This is a genomic window from Rhizobium sp. CB3090 (genome assembly GCF_029714285.1).
GTDB lineage: Bacteria > Pseudomonadota > Alphaproteobacteria > Rhizobiales > Rhizobiaceae > Rhizobium.
Genome location: NZ_CP121664.1, coordinates 36,653 through 53,002 on the forward strand (window position 1 = coordinate 36,653; position 16,350 = coordinate 53,002).

The following is a 16,350-nucleotide window of genomic DNA, read 5'->3' on the forward strand; positions in this document are numbered from 1 at the left end:
ATGCCAGCGGACACCCTGTTCAGACAGCGACAGGACGCAGGTTGTAACCATGATGAGCGTATTGCTATTACGGAAAGCCAACATTGTGATTGGAGATCGAAACGGTCACCGCGGCTATTGCTAACTTTAATCCGCCTCGTCGGTCGGGCTTCGACCTTGCGGCTTCCGTTTGCCGAGTTCCTCGAATATCGCGTTGAAGTTCAAGCCAAACCCGGCAAGGTTCGGTTGGATCATGACGAATTTCGACAAGAGCGACAGGAAGCCCCCTTTCGGCGCGCTTTCCTGCTTCTGTTTTTCGGAGATCCTGCGCTTGCTGATGCCTTCGCTGACATTAAGTAAAAGCGTCAGGCGCCTTTCGCGAAAATAAGGCTCAGCCGGTTCATAGGCTTCGAGAAGGCTTTTTGCGGCTTCCAGGCGCGCCTGATCTTCGCTCCAGATTGCAATGGCTGCAAAGGCGAGCGCGTAATCGTCGCGTGCCGGAGTTTTCAGATCCACTGAACGCAGCTGGTCGATTTCCGCGCATGCATCATCGACCTTTTTTTGATAGAGTAGGGCTTCGGCGAGGTGAATTCTGTCGATCGGATCGTCATGGAGCCCGAGCGCGATGCGGGTCGTGGCTTCAGCATCCTTCCACTGCTCCAGGAACTTGTAGGATTCGGCAATCTCCCGGTAGATCGAAGTCTGGCCGATCCTGGTCCAGATGTCCTCCTGGACAAGCTCGTGGAACAGGCCGATCGCTTCGTCCAGCATCGCCCGATCGTGACGCAACATCCCCACATGTTGAAGCGCCCGGATATACATGTGCCTTTGATACCGGGTCAGAGGGGCGTTGTTCGGATCGCGGGCTAACGCGACAACCTCAGAGAACAGATCTTCGGCGGCCTTGGCATCGCCGATCAGGAAAAACTGTACGGCTTTGGACGACCGGTATTGGAGCTGGTCGCCCAAGTCCTTGCTGACAACGAGAATGCGATCGAGATATCGTAGGCGATCGGCGAAGGGCATACGATCAAATTCGAGATCGATGAAGATCTGCAAGAGCTGGATGTCGGTCTCGTCTAGTGTGATCGGTCCAGCTTTCTTGAGCTCCCGGCGTGCATTGGATCGATCGTCGCCAAGCGTCAGCGCAAACAGCGCCCGGAAATAGACGATCTTCCTATGCCATTTGTGATGCTGAATGTTACCGCGCAGGCGCTCCAGGGTCTCAAGCCAGTCGGCGGAGCGTCCCGTCGTGACGTAAAGCCACTGCAGCTCCTCGACATAGGATGCGAGCGCGTTGACATCGACGCGAAGAATGTAGGCAACGGTGCTCGGCTTATCGATGACCGGTGCCGTATGCGACTTATGCCATATCGTATATTGGCTGATATCTGCCCGGGCTGCGAGGAGCGCGATCTCCCAACTCCGGTCGCGGCACGCCTCATTGTACTTCTTGCCGATGTCGAAGCCCGCAAGCCGACCTTTGCAACAGATACCGAATTTCTTGTTTGATCCACAAAGACAGGGTTGCGACCACCCATGCCGATAAGGGCGCCATTGTTTTGTCATTGGTCAGAACTCGATCGTTCAAGATGAATTCGGGCACACTCCTCGGATGAGCATTGGGGAGATGTAATAATTGACTTTCTGCAACGTGTGCAAGCCAGCAGCTTGATCAACGCACCGCCGATAAGGCTAGAGAGCCGTGTGAATTGTGAGGATTAAGCAAAGCCGAAGATGTGCTTTTCTCTTCTCGTGGGATAATGGCGCGAATCAGAGCAGAGCCATGACCAAACAACATCAAAGGCGCCCCAAAGCGGAGCAATCTCCCCGGCGCTACGACACTCCTCCGGCTGAAACGATCACGCCACCTTCGGTTCATCGCCACCCGGTCCTTCCCCTCGTCGACATCGGCAGCCGGAAGTTCGAAGAACTGTGCCGAGACATCATGCGGCAGGTCTATCCAGACTACCGCATCGCTTTGAAACGACGGACGGGCCAGGAACAGTTCGGCGTCGACGTCGAGGGATTCGACGATCTCCAGAATCCGGTGACCGTCGTTTCGGCCAAGTGCTACAAGCACATTCCCGCATGGGAATTCCGCGCCTGGATCGAAGATTTCACCAAACATCTCGAGGGCCACTGGAAAGGCAAGGGCGTCAAGGAATTCATCATCGCTGTCAGTGTTGAGGCCAATGATGACGATATGAACGACGCCGCCCGCGAATTGGCAGCTCAGCTGCGCGCGCAAGGCATTCGTTTCCGCCTGTGGGACTCGGTCGAGATTTCAGAGCTTTTGAGGAAAGATCCGCGGCTCATCGACCGATATTTCAACGAGGCGTGGGTCAAGGCATTGTCCGCCGATCGTGACCCAACGACGCCGGTAGCGGCGGTACCTTTTAGCGTGAGTGGTCCCACGAACTCTCAGATGGCCGTTTTTGCGCAGATCGAAGCCACATACCAGGGGCCTCTCAATGACGCATTGTCTCGCAACCTCGAAGAGGCAATTGCCAAGCTGCGCCGTGGGAAGCGATCGGCCGTCAAAGACTGGTTGGCTGACGCGCAATCGGACATGGTCAAATGGAATGGCGCCAGTCCCGAAACGCGAGCTAAGGGGCTGCGTGCCGTTGCGATGGTTGTTCTTGGTGAAGGCGACATCGAGACCGCAGAACGCCTCCTCGATGAGGCTGACGCGTATGCCTTTCCGCCCGATCGGGTGGCGCGGGCATTCCTCATTCGGTCTCGTGACGATGGGCGCAAGGCACTTTCCTATTTGACGTCACCGGAAAACAGGCGTGAGCGGGAATTGGCCGGCGCGCTGCTGATCGAAGAGGGGCAGGCGCAAGAAGCGCTTGATATGCTCGCGCCGCTGACAGGCGACGATGCCAGCTCCGAGGTGCTTCGGCTGCGGGCCCTGGCAACCCTGTTAAGCGGTGGAAAACGTGCCGAGGCGCTTAATCTTGTCGGCTCGGCCACCGCCAAGGAACCTGATTCCGCCATGGCCTTGTTTGCCCGCGGGGTGGTGCGCATGGCCTGCGCTCTTGTCGATGGCGCATCGCCTCAGTTCGGCAGTGTCCCTAACCCGATCGGCCGCTCGCTCGTTCTGTCGACGCCAGACGCTCGAAACCTGCTTCTCCAGGCGGCGGATGATTTTGCCCGTCTGCACGAGACCGTCGAGGGGGACTTCAAGCGAGACATCGAGGTCTGGCGTCTTGCCGTACTCCTCCTCAACGAGGACACCCGAGATCGCGGCCGACAATATGCGCGTTCCCTGCTTGCCAAGGCCGATATCGACCCTTCGGTCATTGCCTGGAGCCTTCTGCACGGTTTGCCTCTGAAGCACGGCAGGATCAGAAAGACCTTCGCCGATGCCATACGCACCGGCAAGGCCACGCCGAGCCATGTTGTGGTTCTCGCCATGATGGCGGCAGGACGGACAAGCCCGGACAAGGGTGTTGAACAGATCGACAAGTTTGCTGCGATTTTTCCTGAAGCAAGTGCCTTCTTCGACGCCTGGCGCCAACAGTTCGGAGCAAACGACGGTGGCGGCGAGGGCACGACCTTTGCTCAAAGCCTCCGTGACAGCCTTGCCACGAACAATGTCGCATCGGTCTATAGCTACATCTCGAAACACCCGTCCGAAGTCGAAAACCTCCTCGCAGGTGCCGATTTCCTTGCGTCCCGCGGTGCTTTCGATCTTGTCGATCAGCTTCGACCAGCGCTTTCCAAGCTATTGACCGCACGTGCGATCGAGCTAGCGTCCGTGGCAGCGCTCAACAACAACGATGCGCGCGCGTCCATCGATATCCTCAATCGGGCCCTCGCACAGGGGATGGATAATACGCGCCGGCTTTCCTACGTCCGCATCCGTGCCTGGAAGGCACTTGGTAATCACCATGCGCTGATAGACGATATTCAAGAACAGCTTCGAGATCGGGAAGACCCGGAATTGCGTGAGGAGCTTCTGGAAGCCTATCTGCGGATCGGCGCGCTCGATCGGGTCAAGGAGCAGGCCGAACTTGCCCTCGACAGCGGCATCATAGACAAACGCAAAGCAGTTCAGCTCGCGATTGCCCTGCAAAGCCATGCGCCCGATGTCGCGCGTCGCGCGCTGGAGGGTCTTGGCAGCTACGATGTGCCAACCGATCTCGAAAATGTGGTGCTTGAGCTTTCGAGCAACCTTGGTATCGCATCGCTGCAACAGGAGATGATCCGCAAGCTCGTCAGCGATCCCGAAAAGAAGGCCAGTTTCAGAAGCTTTGATACTGTTGAGGAGCTGCTGGCGATGCTCGAGGAACAGGCAAACGGATATCGCGCGCTGCTTGATCAATGGCTACACGGCACGATCCCTGCAGCCGCTGCCATGCGAAACGACGGCAAGGATTTTGTATCGCTTTTCCTGGCCAGCAAAACGGCACGCCGTCACCGCGCCGGAGATCCGATCCCGATGATGTTGCGGTCCGGCACCGAACGGCCCGACCTGCGCATCCCGCCCGGCGAGCACCCCATCTTGCGTCTCGACCTTAGTGGACTGCTGATGGCCGAGAGGGTGGGCATCATTGACGAGCTCGACGACGTATTCTCGATCCAGGTTCCCGTGTCTCTTCCAGAAGCCCTTGTTCTGCTAGAGACACAATTTCACGATGTATCAAAGGTCATCGCCGATGGCGTAAGAGCCGTTGCTCGCGGCGACAGCTCCGTCGTTGTAGTCAAGACGATACCCTCCGGCGTTCCCGAATTGTCGGTCGTCAGGGGCGGGATCGAGGGCGACGACTTGCACCGCGTCGCGTTTATTCTCGATCGCGCGTTTCAAACCGGCCATATCGACCGATCTCAGCTCGAAAGCATCTCCGCTCAGCTTGAAATCTCCGCCGAGACACCCCGCCAGCCGATCGCAGAACTTGCGCTTGGTCAGGACGCCATCATCGCCTTCGCTCAGGTAGGCGTCCTCGAACCGCTTGCCAGGTCTATCTCCTTGATGGCCGAACAAAAAACGGTCGATCATATGTTGCGTCAGCTGGATTTTGCTGAGGACGAAGCGGAGATCAAGTTGAAGCTGCGTGGACTGACCCAGGTCGTCGCGACAAGGCTTGCCACGTCAAGATGGACGACGATTACCCCAGACAGGACGGTTCGAGAGAACGAGCGATCGGCTATGCTTCCCTCGCATGCGCGCTGCCTGGTCGAAGCCTTGCCGAAAGACCATGCCACCTTTGATCACTTTCTGTGGATCGAAGACCGAACCATCTCGCGCCAGCCTATCAAACGCCTTTTGACGCTGCCCGAAATTCTTTCGGTCCTGCGGGACCGGGGCCTCATCGACAAGCCACGCTACGCCAGTATCTGGACATCCCTTCGTCAATGGGGCTACCTTTGCCTTCCGATCGATCACGACGAAATCGCGGCCATCATCGAAGCGGCGCCGGTCGTTGACGGCGCAATCGTGGAAAATGGACCGCTTGGCGATCTGCGGCGTTGGTTCGCCAACGAGTTGCAGCACCTTCGTTATGTCGATCAGAGCCATCAGGCCGATAACCAGGGTCGGATTGTCGGAGAAGTGCGCCGAACGATCGATCTGTCTTCGCTCTCCAGCAAGCTTATCAAGCGGTTGTGGTTGGACGGCAAAGGTTCCGACGCTGAACTCACTGCGCGCTCAACCTGGGTCTGGTCAAACCTGCGCCTGACGCATCTGCCGGCGCCGGTTGGAGCTCCCGATCCCGAGGGACGACGGTCGGTGTCGGCCTTGAACGCAGCACAGATGCTGATGGTGCCGATCCATACCGATCTCGATCGCAGAAAACTTAGAAAGGAGCGTTACGCAGGGCTGCTCAACTGGACCATTAATTCGGTTATCGGCCCGCTTGCAAAAGCCGATCCCGAAACGGCTGACCTGACAGCCGACACCGTCGCCTCGATGCTATCGCGCTTGGTCGAGATCCCCGAAGGACTGGAAATCGACGTCGCCCAGGCACTCAAGATGCAGTTGACGCGGTCGGCCCGCCATTTTCTGGATTTGTTGCCGGACGACTGGGAAGAACGGATCACCAGTCGCGGCAATTTGAAAGAGCAACTGTCGATCGTCATGGTGATGTTGCTGACGGTAGAGGGCAATCTTCAGCTCAGTGTCAAGGTTCTGGAGGAAACACTACGGCGTTGTATTACCGAAGGGCTCACGCGCTGTGAGCTCGCCCTGCATAATTCGCGGAAGAAGGCGAAGCTTGAGCTGGACACAAATGCTGATGGCCTGCCAGTTGGTACGCTGGTGATCGGAAAGCGCCGGGTCCCGATTCATGCGAGTACAATGGGGCTGGTTCATCCCGACACGGCCATTCGCGCAAAATTGTTGCAGACGATCGGGGAAGAGGGGCCGGTCGGACGGCCGATCACGCCGGCCTATCTGGCCGATCTCGCAGGCAACGAGAATGTCGAGCTGCGCGTCGACGATTTTCATGAGCGGCTGCGCTCTGACTTTCGACGCGCAAAGCAGTTGTTGTGGGAACGGCTGTCAAAGACCGGTTCGGTCGACCTGGCTGACTTCGATCTTCCGTCGCCTGACCATCTTTTCGATTATCTTGGCGTTTCAAGGGAATTCCGGGGCTCGGCCACCGAGCTTGTCGCTGCGGCCATCAAGGCGCTTTGCCCGGCCGTTGGCATCGAGCAGGCGATCTACCGTGTGTCAGCTATCCCCTACACGTTTGACCGCGACCTTCTTCTCGAATTCGAGGCTGAGGTCTCGCATGCCGGGCAAGAACCGTGGGCGCCACGGTGGGAATCGATCAATACGTCGCTCGTTTGGCTACTTGCCACGGCATCAGCCGGCAAGCCGGTCGGCACCGACGAACCCGGTCTTGACTGGGGTCTTTCGCTGACCCACGCCAAGCTCGTCGTACGTTTGCTGCGACATGGCGCGCGGCAAGCGGTCAAAGATCCTGCATGGCGGGCCCTCCCGCCGCAACTCGCGTTCTGCCTCGTCTGGCTGCATGTCGATCAGCTGGCGCGTGTTGTGGCGGGATCGGGGATCGATCCTCATGAATTTGGACGATGGCTGTCGGCGCGCACACGGCCGATGATTTTCGACTTCAAGTACGAGGAGGTCTGGGACGACTGGTTGCGCCAAAGCTCCATTCACCTGACAGGTCATCTACTCCTGGCAAAGGCCGTATCCACGCTTCTTTCTACAGGGCTTCAGGTTCCTGAATGGTTGAAGGCGACAATTGGACAAACCGGAGATCATCATTGGACGCCAGTACCCGATGTGATGGTCGCGACGCCTGAAGCCCATGACGCCCCATTTTGGATTTCGGTCGATCCGATCCCTGCCATGATGACTGCCGATTGGATGGGGCCGGATCACCCGTTGCGGCATCGGGACCAGAATGCGCTGATGACCAGCATCCTTGAGGAGAGCAGGGAGGCAGAGGTGGGTTTTATTGCTTCCCTCGTCTTGGTTATCGTCGACCTTGATCGCGTCAATGACGATCTGATGACTTCGTTGCGCGAGCGTCTCATGGCAACGCTGGCACAATCACCAGTCCTGGATGATCATGTCTTCCTTGCTGTCACGGACGCACTCGCCCGGGTCTTCGCACGACTGCGAGATCTCGCCGGATTCGAGATCTGGCTTGCAGGCCTTGCCGAGGACTGTGCGCGGAAATGGGCTCGCGCCCGCGTGGGCTTGACCGAAGATAACGAGGCGAGCAAGGCCGCTGTCGCGTTGTTCAACGCAGTTTACGTGTATTCAGCTGTCAACAAACGTCCGCACACGGAAATCTGCGGTTTGCTCGCCAAAAATATCGTCGCCATTGCCGACGCCTGGCCGGCGGCGTTGAGAGCCGCGATCAATTGCCTGGACGGCATCTCGCAGCACGTCGACGTCGCAACAGCCGCCGAGGCGATCTTTCCGTAACCGCCCGATTGTGGCCGCCTGTCGGAGATCGGCTTACTTGTTTATGACCCGTCTATAACGACGTCGTTAGCGACGTGCTTTAGGCGAGACCTGCGATGCGCGTGGAAATTCTCGGCGATGAACGTCGCCGACGTTGGAGTGATGAGAGCAAGCTGGAGGTCGTGCTGTCGGTAGGCGTCGACGGCGCGTCGGTGACAGAGGTGGCGCGCCGGTATTCGGTCACGCGGCAGCAGGTTTACACCTGGCGGCGTGAATTGCGGAAGAAGGGCCTGCTGTCGCCGCCGTCGACGACGGTGTTTCTGCCGCTGGACATGCCGCCGGCAGGGGACAGCAAAGAGGCTCGGGCTTTTGATGGCATGCAGGTTTTGCCTGCAATGATGGAATTGCAACTGCGCTGCGGACGAAGCCTTCGCTTCAGTGGCGATGTTGATGTGGTTGCACTGAAGCGCCTGATCCGGGCAATCGAGGCGGCATGATCGGGCCTGGGACAGGTGTTCGGGTTTATATCGCCTGCGGTGTCACGGACATGCGCAAGGGGATAGAGGGGCTGGCTGCTCTTGCCCAGGATGTGCTGCGCCAGAAGCCGACGGGAGGTGCGGTCTTCGCGTTTCGGGGCAAGCGGGGCGACCGTTTGAAGCTATTGTATTTTGACGGCCAGGGGTTCTGCCTTTATTACAAAATCTTGCAGAAAGGGCGGTTTCCATGGCCCTTGGCAGCAGATGGAGCAGCCCGGTTGACGTCTGCTCAACTGGCAATGCTGTGGGAAGGGATTGATTGGCGACGGCCCGACTGGGGCGTTCCTCCGGCCCGTGTCGGTTGACTTTATCTCACTGAATTTGCGTGTTTTTATGGATATTGACCCTGACCTGTGGTAGTCAGGTTCATGTCAAACGCGAGCCAAAATCTTCCCGATGATCCGGCCTTCCTGAAGGCGATGATCGCCTCGCTTGAGGCGAAGAACGCGAAGATGTCTGCGACCTTGCAGGCGCATGATCAGTTGATCCAGTCCCTGCGGCTGCGCATCGCCAGGCTGAAGAAACATGGCTTCGGCAAGTCGTCGGAAAAGATCGAGCGGGAAATCCAGCAGTTGGAACTGGCGCTCGAGGACCTGATGATTGCCGCTTCGGAAGGCAGCAGCGAGCCACTCGCCGAGGACGAAGAAACGGAGCCTGCCGCGCCTGAGGAAAGCATGCCTGAAAAGACCATGCGCCGCCGTCCGCGCGTGTCGGACAAGGCCGCTCGCGAGCGCAGGGAACTTGATCCCGGAACGTGCTGCCCCGCTTGTGGTGGCGAACTGCGGCTTGTCGGCGAAGACGTCAGCAAAATCCTCGACATGATCGCCGCACAGATGAAGGTCATCGAGATCGCCCGGCTGAAGAAGTCCTGCCGCTGCTGCGAGAAGATGGTGCAGTTGCCCGCGCCCAGCCGTCCGATATCGGGCAGCATGGCGGGCGCTGGTCTTCTGGCCTATATCCTGGTCTCGAAGTTCGACGACCACTTGCCGCTCTATCGCCTGAACGAAATCTTCGCCCGCATGGGCGTTGATATCCCCGACAGCACGTTGGTCGATTGGTGTGGCCGCGCCATGCAGGTGCTCCTGCCGCTGATCGAGTTGATCGAAGCCGCGATCATGAGCAGCGACCTTCTCCACGCCGACGACACGCCGATCCGGGTTCTGGATCGTTCTCTACGCGACAAGGGGCTGGGGAAAGGGGTGAAGAAGGGCAGGCTCTGGACCTATGTCCGGGACCAGCGCCCATGGGCGGGCATAGCTCCGCCCGGTGCGGTCTATTATTTTGCTCCCGACTGGAAGGAAGAGCACGTTCACCGTCACCTCAAGGAGGCGAGCGGCATCCTTCAGGCCGATGGCTACAAAGGCTATGCGAAGTTATATGAGGCCGGAACGGACGGGAAACGCCGCTTCCGGGAGGCTTCATGTTGGGCGCATTGGCGGCGCGACTTCCACGATATCTGGACCTCGAACAAATCCGAGATTGCCCGCGAGGCTCTCGACCGTATCGGCGCGCTTTACGACATCGAGCGCGGCATTGCAGGCAAGTCTGCCGATATCCGTCTTGCCGCGCGCCAGAAGCACAGCAAGGCAAAGGTCGAAGCATTCCGCGTCTGGGCCGAAGCGCAACTGACCCGTATCCCCGGCAAGAGCGATCTGGCGGGCGCTTTCCGGTACGGCTTGAGCAGGTGGTCTTCATTCTGCCTGTTCCTGGAAGATGGCCGTGTCGCAATCGATAACAACGCCGCCGAGCGGGCGTTGCGTCCTATCGGCGTTGGAAGACGAAACTGGCTCTTCGCGGGTGCCGACACTGGAGCAGAAACCCTGGCGCGGGCCATGACGATTATCGAAACCGCCAAGATGAATGGCCTTGATCCGCAGGCCTATCTGGCTGATGTGCTCGACCGCATTCAGGATCACAAGATCAATCGCCTCGCGGAGCTGCTTCCATGGAACTGGAAGCCGACAGCGGCAATCATCTGCGCCGAGGCCGCTTGATGGCAACGGTCAGCTTCGTCTTCACCATCGACTATGTCGCCGAAATCCTCGATGAGGACGTCGACCTCCTCAGGGAGATCATCAGCAATGATGACAACCTGACCTATGGGAATATCATCAGCGTCGTGACCGGAGATGACGAGAGCACACCCGCTCTGACAGACGATGGCATCGACGAACTTAGGCAGATGCTGACTGAGGCGCGTCGGTCAGCCGAAAAATGGCAGGAGTTCCTCGGTTGCTTTGTCCTCGACGAAGAGATCGCCGCACGCGTCAAGCCATATTCCCCGCGGTAGCAATCGGGCCGTTACATCTTTCCCGCTCTTCTCGAATTGAGAACGCGCTAGACAAACCAACTGGCTACCCGCGTGTTCGGGTGTGATTGGCGGCGTGCGCGAGCTTTTGCCGGTGCGGCAGCAGACACCAGAGAACTATTCGGCTACGCTAAGCAAGTTTGGCATTCTCTAGTGTCCGAATGAAATTTTCAGCTATACGGTTGCTCTCAATCTGCACGCCGAGCTCCCGCATGGGCTTTTGCTCATTTGGATCCACGGACAGCCAGTTGAAGCTGGAAATGGTCAAGTGGTCGTTATCCCAACCAAGGACTTTGGCGTGGATCCTCGGCTTACTAATTGGGGTAACGTTGAAACCCTGCTGTGCGTACTCGCGTGTGATTGCTGCCGCGTCGAGCCCGCTCAATTTCCCTGCAGTCTTGCTGTAATAGGTAACCACGCTCAATTTTTTCTCAGTGAGCGCTGACAACAAGGGAAAGATTGTCACGGCTTTTCCCGCAATACCAAGTTGGTGGCTCGTCACAAAAATTCGCTCCCGAGCTTCCCTGCTAGCGATCATCGGGATCTCGCTGTGGTCGCCCGTATAAAGCAATTGCATCCGAGCTTTACGCCCACCTCTTTCCGGCAAGGCGGCAATTCTTCTACTCAATGTCGCCAAGTCTTGAGAGGTGTCGGTCCAGATACCGAGCCGCGAATGGGACATAATCGACAACGCGTTGGTAAGTTCCGCCAACAGACCATAGTCGCGCAGACGAACAGAGGCGTCAAAACTCTCAAATGAGGATGCCATCCAATTGCACGACCCCAACAAACCGACCCAACCATTGGTCCGATCGTCGGCGATCAGGAATTTTGCATGCGACGATGTTGTGAATGGATGGATACGGACCAGATCACGCTTGCCGGTCCCAGCCAATTCCTTCTTTAAATATTCAATTGCGTTTTGACTGGAGTTTTTGCCGCCCTCTTGCTCGTCTTGGCCCCAGAATATGTCGACTCGCACGCCACGGCCCGCTGCGGCCAGAATGAGTTTCAAACGATCGCCTGCGTTTTCTGTTATGAATGTAGAGTGGACGATCACCCTTTCTCTTGCACCCTTGAACGTAGCCTCAAGCATTTCAAGATGACGTTTTCCGTCATAAATTAGGTCACTCTGATCGAAGCTTGCCGTTTTCGGCGCGGTCTTGATCGGCTCGGCTATCACGGGTGCTGCAGGTAGTGCGGCTCGATTTCCCACTTTCTGCTCGACTTCTTTGCGAGCTTCGGTAAATGCGGAGTTCACCAGCTTGATGAAGGCGGGAGATGCTTTGCGAGGCATTCCCTCGATGCTGTCGTTACGAATCGTTATCAGGCCGAAGCTCTGCACCAACCGAGACGAATTCGGGTATACGCCCACAATGAATTCATCTTGTCCCTGTATTGCATTGAAAATCTCGTTTAGATCTTCGACGTCGATGCCTTTCCTGGGGATCTCGTATACATACTGTTCGTCTGTCGTCTGAGGCAAATCCTGCCTACGACGTGTGGTAATATCCCGGACGCGGAAAACGCTTCCGCTATTGTCGTCGATGAAAAAGCTGCGCCACTTTGCCTCGAGAGCAGTGGCCGACGGCAAGTCTTCCTTCCACGCGGAAACAAGGCCGTTGGCGGTTGCGTGGAAAGTAACACCTGTCCCGTCCGTGCGGATTTCTACCCAACCGGCTCTCATCAATCGCGTAAGAGCTTCAACGACCACTCGCCTTGGAAGCAGCGATTCCTTGGCTAGCTCGGCAGCCGATCTGGATGTGCGGCACACCGCCTGAAGCAAGAGATGCTCGATTACGCTCCAACGCCGTCCTCGCTCTATTTTGAAACGGCGCTTTCCTCGCAATACTGGAAAGACTATGTGGATCGTAACCGACGTGGTGTCTTCAGACTTTTGCGACATCAATCACCTCAACCTCGTCGCGAGCCGATCCACTCAAGAGAGCATCATAAAATTTCCTGAAAAACTTCATTTCGTCCATGTCGACAGGAGAGTTTTCGATTACATGCTTGTAAAACTCTAAGCTTCCAACGATCACGAGCTTCCAGCGCGCGCGGCTAAGAAGCACGTTCATTCGTTCGCTTTTTGTAAGAAAGCCAAGTGCCTTTTGCGGATTTGTATGCATGTTGTTGCGGACCAGCGATATCACAACGCAATCCGCTTCTCCGCCCTGGAACGAGTCGACGGTGCCACAATATTCATCTTCGGTGACCGCGGGTTTGAACGTCTTTATGTTACTGAGACGCTCGCCCAAGCGATCGCTCAAGGTCTTTTTCAATAGCTTCACCTGGGCGCGGTATGGCGACAGGACCGCGAGCGAAGGTTGTTTTTCGGTACCGGGACGAAGCAGGCGCAAAACCCGAGCAACGGCTTCAATTTCCTCATGGTTTGACCAAATCGGACGACTTTCGCTGTAATCTGTGCCCAAGGGTGCCTTGCGCGAATAGGGCATGTTGATGAACGTGATCGGCTTGCCCTGCAGGATGTCACCATCGAAACGAACCACGGGTGTACCTGCAAATTTCGCTTCAGTAGCGGGGAACGTGGTTAGTTCGTCATCGTAGAAGCATTTTGAAACGATGCGGGCAATGGCAGGATGCATGCGGTGCTGCTCGTTCAGGCGTCTCGCGATAGGTCGGAGCGATGGCCGCTCTGCCGTCCGTTTGAAATCACGTTCAACGAACGTGCCGAAGAGCTTGAGATATTCCAATGCATCGGCACACGCTCGCCCAAGGCTATCCACGCCGCTTTCTATTTCTTCAATGGCATCGTCTAAGAGAGCGTCGCGCATATAGCGGGAAATGAGGACGCTGGAGGCTGCGACTGCTTTCTGGACATCGGACGGAACCCGCAGCAACTTTGTGATTCGATCCGTATCGAAGGGCGGCAACTGCTTATGGTCTCCAATCATAAGCCTACGATACGAAAGCAGTAGGGGAGAAATCAGCTCGGTGCCTGTCGCCTTGCCCGCTTCCTCGATGATCGTCCAGTCAAAGTAACCGCGTTCTTCAATCAATGTTTCGATGGCTGCGGAATTCGTCGTGGCAAAGACAAGGTTTGCGGATCTCAGTATCATGCTTTCCAAAGCGCGCCTGTCAGCCGAAGTTTTTGTACGGCGTGCTGGACGAGAGCGTAGGTTCGACGTATCGTGATTGACGTCCCCTACGAGCGATCTTACTCGCTCCTGAACCGAGGCGGAACCTTCTGTGAGCAACGGACTATCTGCCAAATCGGATATCCGTCTGTCGGCTTGCACATCTACTTCCACATCCCCGTCGGACCGGACGCCATCTGAAGATCTGGCTCTGACAATCAATGGACCGTCATCGATGCCGGCGAATAGCCCATGGATTTCACCTAGTAGATGGTCCAACGCAGAGTTGCTCTGTGCCGAGAGTAGTAGGCGACTTGTTGGGTCATCCGCGAAGCGTCGGCGGACAATATCCGCAGTGAGATAGGTCTTACCAACACCCGGCGGCCCCTGTAACAAGAACATCGGTATCGTCGCCAATATCTCGATAAGTGCCTTTTGTTTCGAACTGTCCAGCTCCTTGAACTCGGGGCTACTGGTATCGAGAGGGTCTTGACTGTTTTCAATCCGGCCGCGCGGATCCGCAAGCATTTCGAGGAGCTCCTTGTGGCGGAATAGCGCTGACAAGGCCTTCAATCGACGTTTTAGCTGGACAATCGTGCCCGCAGTATCTGAGGGTGTGAGATAAGCGCGGCCGGTGACCTGAGGTGCCTGGAATCCTTCCAGACTAAACCATCCACCGGTCGATTGCGAGGGAAGCTCAGCGATCCGCCAGTTCGTCGAGCCCGTTCGGTCACCAAGTTCCCCGGCCTCAAGTAGCGCCCATGCACCTTCTTCCTTGAATTCGTCTGCTTCAAAGAGCTTTTTCAAGCGAACTGCCGGAGGGTCGAGCTTCAGTGCCTCAGAAAGTTCAAGTCTTTCGGAGTCCATTAGGTCCGAGGCTGAGATCCTATATACGTCGCCAGTGCTTTGTCCGGTCTTTGCCGGCATGACCATAACAGGGAAAATGTCTGCGGCGGCATATGCGAGTTCAAGCAAGAGCAACAAACACATCGCCTGATGAACTTGCTCAACCGGCGACTTAGACGTCGCCGTTTGTTGACCCTGCCGGATCAGAGTCTGCCATGACGCGATTTTTCCGCGCATAGTGGGGAAGAGTTTGGCGGCTTCGCGCCATTCCCAAAGGTCGACTTGGGTTTGTGCAATGTCGATAGAACTCTCCAGCAACCAAGAGAGCGGGGGTTCGGCGTCGGCATCATCGCAGGTGGCGAAATCCCAAGTTTCATCGTCGGAGCCAGGGGTTCGATAAGGCTTCAGGCGGTAGTTAAGGTGCTCGCCGCACAGATAGTACGTTAGGTTGTCTCCGACTTCGCTTTTGCAGGCAATGAAACTCGCGTTCTGGGATATGTCGTTGAAAAAGAATTCAATCTGTTCTGCCAGCTCTGCGTTTTCGATGGTATAGTTGCTCGCGGCGCGGATCTTCCTCGTTAACTTTGAATTTTCGCCAAGGCGCAACGCAATATGGAATTTCGCGTCCTTTCCGGCGGCCTCAGATCCGTAGAAATTTATTATTTCCTCCACACGTCCCAGCAGTTGCTCGCCATCTAGGCGATCGATGTGGAGAAGCCCCAACATCGTACGGAGTAAGCGAACCTCTAGAGTGGAGGCGTGATCCGCCACGGAGGACGGAACAAGGTTCATGTCCGCCAACCGCTCTGCAGGAATGTCGAGGGTCTGGGCTATGACTAGCGCAAGGTCATACCAGTCGCCGGCGAAAGAAGCAGCTGGCCGCCTACGTGGAGCCTCCCGCACCCCTTTCTTATCAGTAGTAGTCTCGGCTATCCGCATAGACCACTCAAAGCCGGTCAATCGAAAATCCGGTTCCGCCGAGAAATTTGAGATGACTGACCAAGGATCAATGTTTCTGTGAATAGCTCCCTGCGAGTGAAGTAAATCCAGGCCTCTGATGACACGGCGGAAATTTTGCCACAGCACCGCGCGGGTTTGCGGTGTCCTGTTTGTAGCTAGCAGCTTCGGCAAAGTCTTACGCCGGTATGCGACTGCTAGCGGTACGCCTTCTCCAGCATCAAGGACTAGATAAAAGCCGGAGTTATCGCGCCCATTTGCCACCATGCGCACAATTAGATCGTTTGCCTCAGGTAACGCGCCGAGCGTATGGAGTTGTCGGATTTCACTCCTCCATATCTCCTCAAGATCACGGTCGATACGGGCCGATTGAGCGGGCCAAAACTTAATCAGGATATTGCGACCGTCTTCATCCACACCCGGCCAAATGCCTGGCCGACCAGTCGATCTATCTGGCTCAAGCAGGGTATCCTCTGCCATTTGATAGCCGCTGAGAAAATTCGGTTTTTTGCTACGTTTGGTGTTCATCAGAGCTTATTCTTTTTGGTAATGGTCGAAGACTGCCACAGAAGCGCTTATAGTAAATCCTCTGCATCGAAATTTCCCCAAGAAGTTGCGGCAGAGCTATGTTGGAACATCGCCGAGTGCGGTCACGGTGACGAGCATTCTGCAAATGCTACCCGAGGCACAATCCTATTGCTGTCCGTGCTTACGAGACGAATCCTTGCGATACCTGGCCAA

The 16,350-nt window shown here is 56.6% G+C and carries 8 protein-coding genes; 5 read left to right on the top strand and 3 right to left on the bottom strand.

Annotation, left to right across the window (positions count from 1 at the left end):
• Window positions 1-126: 126 nt before the first annotated feature.
• The gene (locus QA646_RS27095; protein WP_283060858.1) at window positions 127-1,548 is read right to left on the bottom strand and encodes a hypothetical protein; all 1,422 of its coding nucleotides are present in this window, start codon (window positions 1,546-1,548) and stop codon (window positions 127-129) included.
• A 217-nt stretch (window positions 1,549-1,765) separates the two neighbouring features.
• On the opposite strand from QA646_RS27095, the gene QA646_RS27100 reads away from it, so the two are divergent.
• The 5 genes from QA646_RS27100 to QA646_RS27120 all read left to right on the top strand — a co-directional run bounded on the left by QA646_RS27100 (window position 1,766) and on the right by QA646_RS27120 (window position 10,690).
• Window positions 1,766-7,885, top strand: a complete 6,120-nt coding sequence (locus QA646_RS27100; RefSeq protein WP_283060859.1) for a hypothetical protein — start codon at window positions 1,766-1,768, stop codon at window positions 7,883-7,885.
• 95 nt (window positions 7,886-7,980) lie between these two features.
• The gene (locus QA646_RS27105; RefSeq protein WP_145677531.1) at window positions 7,981-8,361 is read left to right on the top strand and encodes a transposase; all 381 of its coding nucleotides are present in this window, start codon (window positions 7,981-7,983) and stop codon (window positions 8,359-8,361) included.
• On the top strand, window positions 8,358-8,705 hold the full coding sequence (tnpB, locus tag QA646_RS27110) for an IS66 family insertion sequence element accessory protein TnpB (RefSeq protein ID WP_104826328.1): 348 nt from the start codon (window positions 8,358-8,360) through the stop codon (window positions 8,703-8,705). The genes QA646_RS27105 and tnpB overlap by 4 nt, the downstream gene beginning before the upstream one ends.
• A gap of 63 nt (window positions 8,706-8,768) precedes the next feature.
• A complete protein-coding gene (locus QA646_RS27115) occupies window positions 8,769-10,394 on the top strand; it encodes an IS66 family transposase (RefSeq protein ID WP_104826329.1) in 1,626 nt (541 codons plus the stop codon).
• A complete protein-coding gene (locus QA646_RS27120; protein WP_283060517.1) occupies window positions 10,394-10,690 on the top strand; it encodes a hypothetical protein in 297 nt (98 codons plus the stop codon). The genes QA646_RS27115 and QA646_RS27120 overlap by 1 nt, the downstream gene beginning before the upstream one ends.
• Before the next feature lie 148 nt (window positions 10,691-10,838).
• On the opposite strand, the gene QA646_RS27125 is transcribed toward QA646_RS27120, so the two are convergent.
• Both QA646_RS27125 and QA646_RS27130 read right to left on the bottom strand, forming a co-directional pair.
• Window positions 10,839-12,614, bottom strand: coding sequence for a phospholipase D-like domain-containing protein (locus tag QA646_RS27125; RefSeq protein ID WP_283060860.1), 1,776 nt, complete (start codon window positions 12,612-12,614; stop codon window positions 10,839-10,841).
• The gene (locus tag QA646_RS27130; protein WP_283060861.1) at window positions 12,598-16,137 is read right to left on the bottom strand and encodes an AAA domain-containing protein; all 3,540 of its coding nucleotides are present in this window, start codon (window positions 16,135-16,137) and stop codon (window positions 12,598-12,600) included. The genes QA646_RS27125 and QA646_RS27130 overlap by 17 nt, the downstream gene beginning before the upstream one ends.
• Window positions 16,138-16,350: the final 213 nt, after the last annotated feature.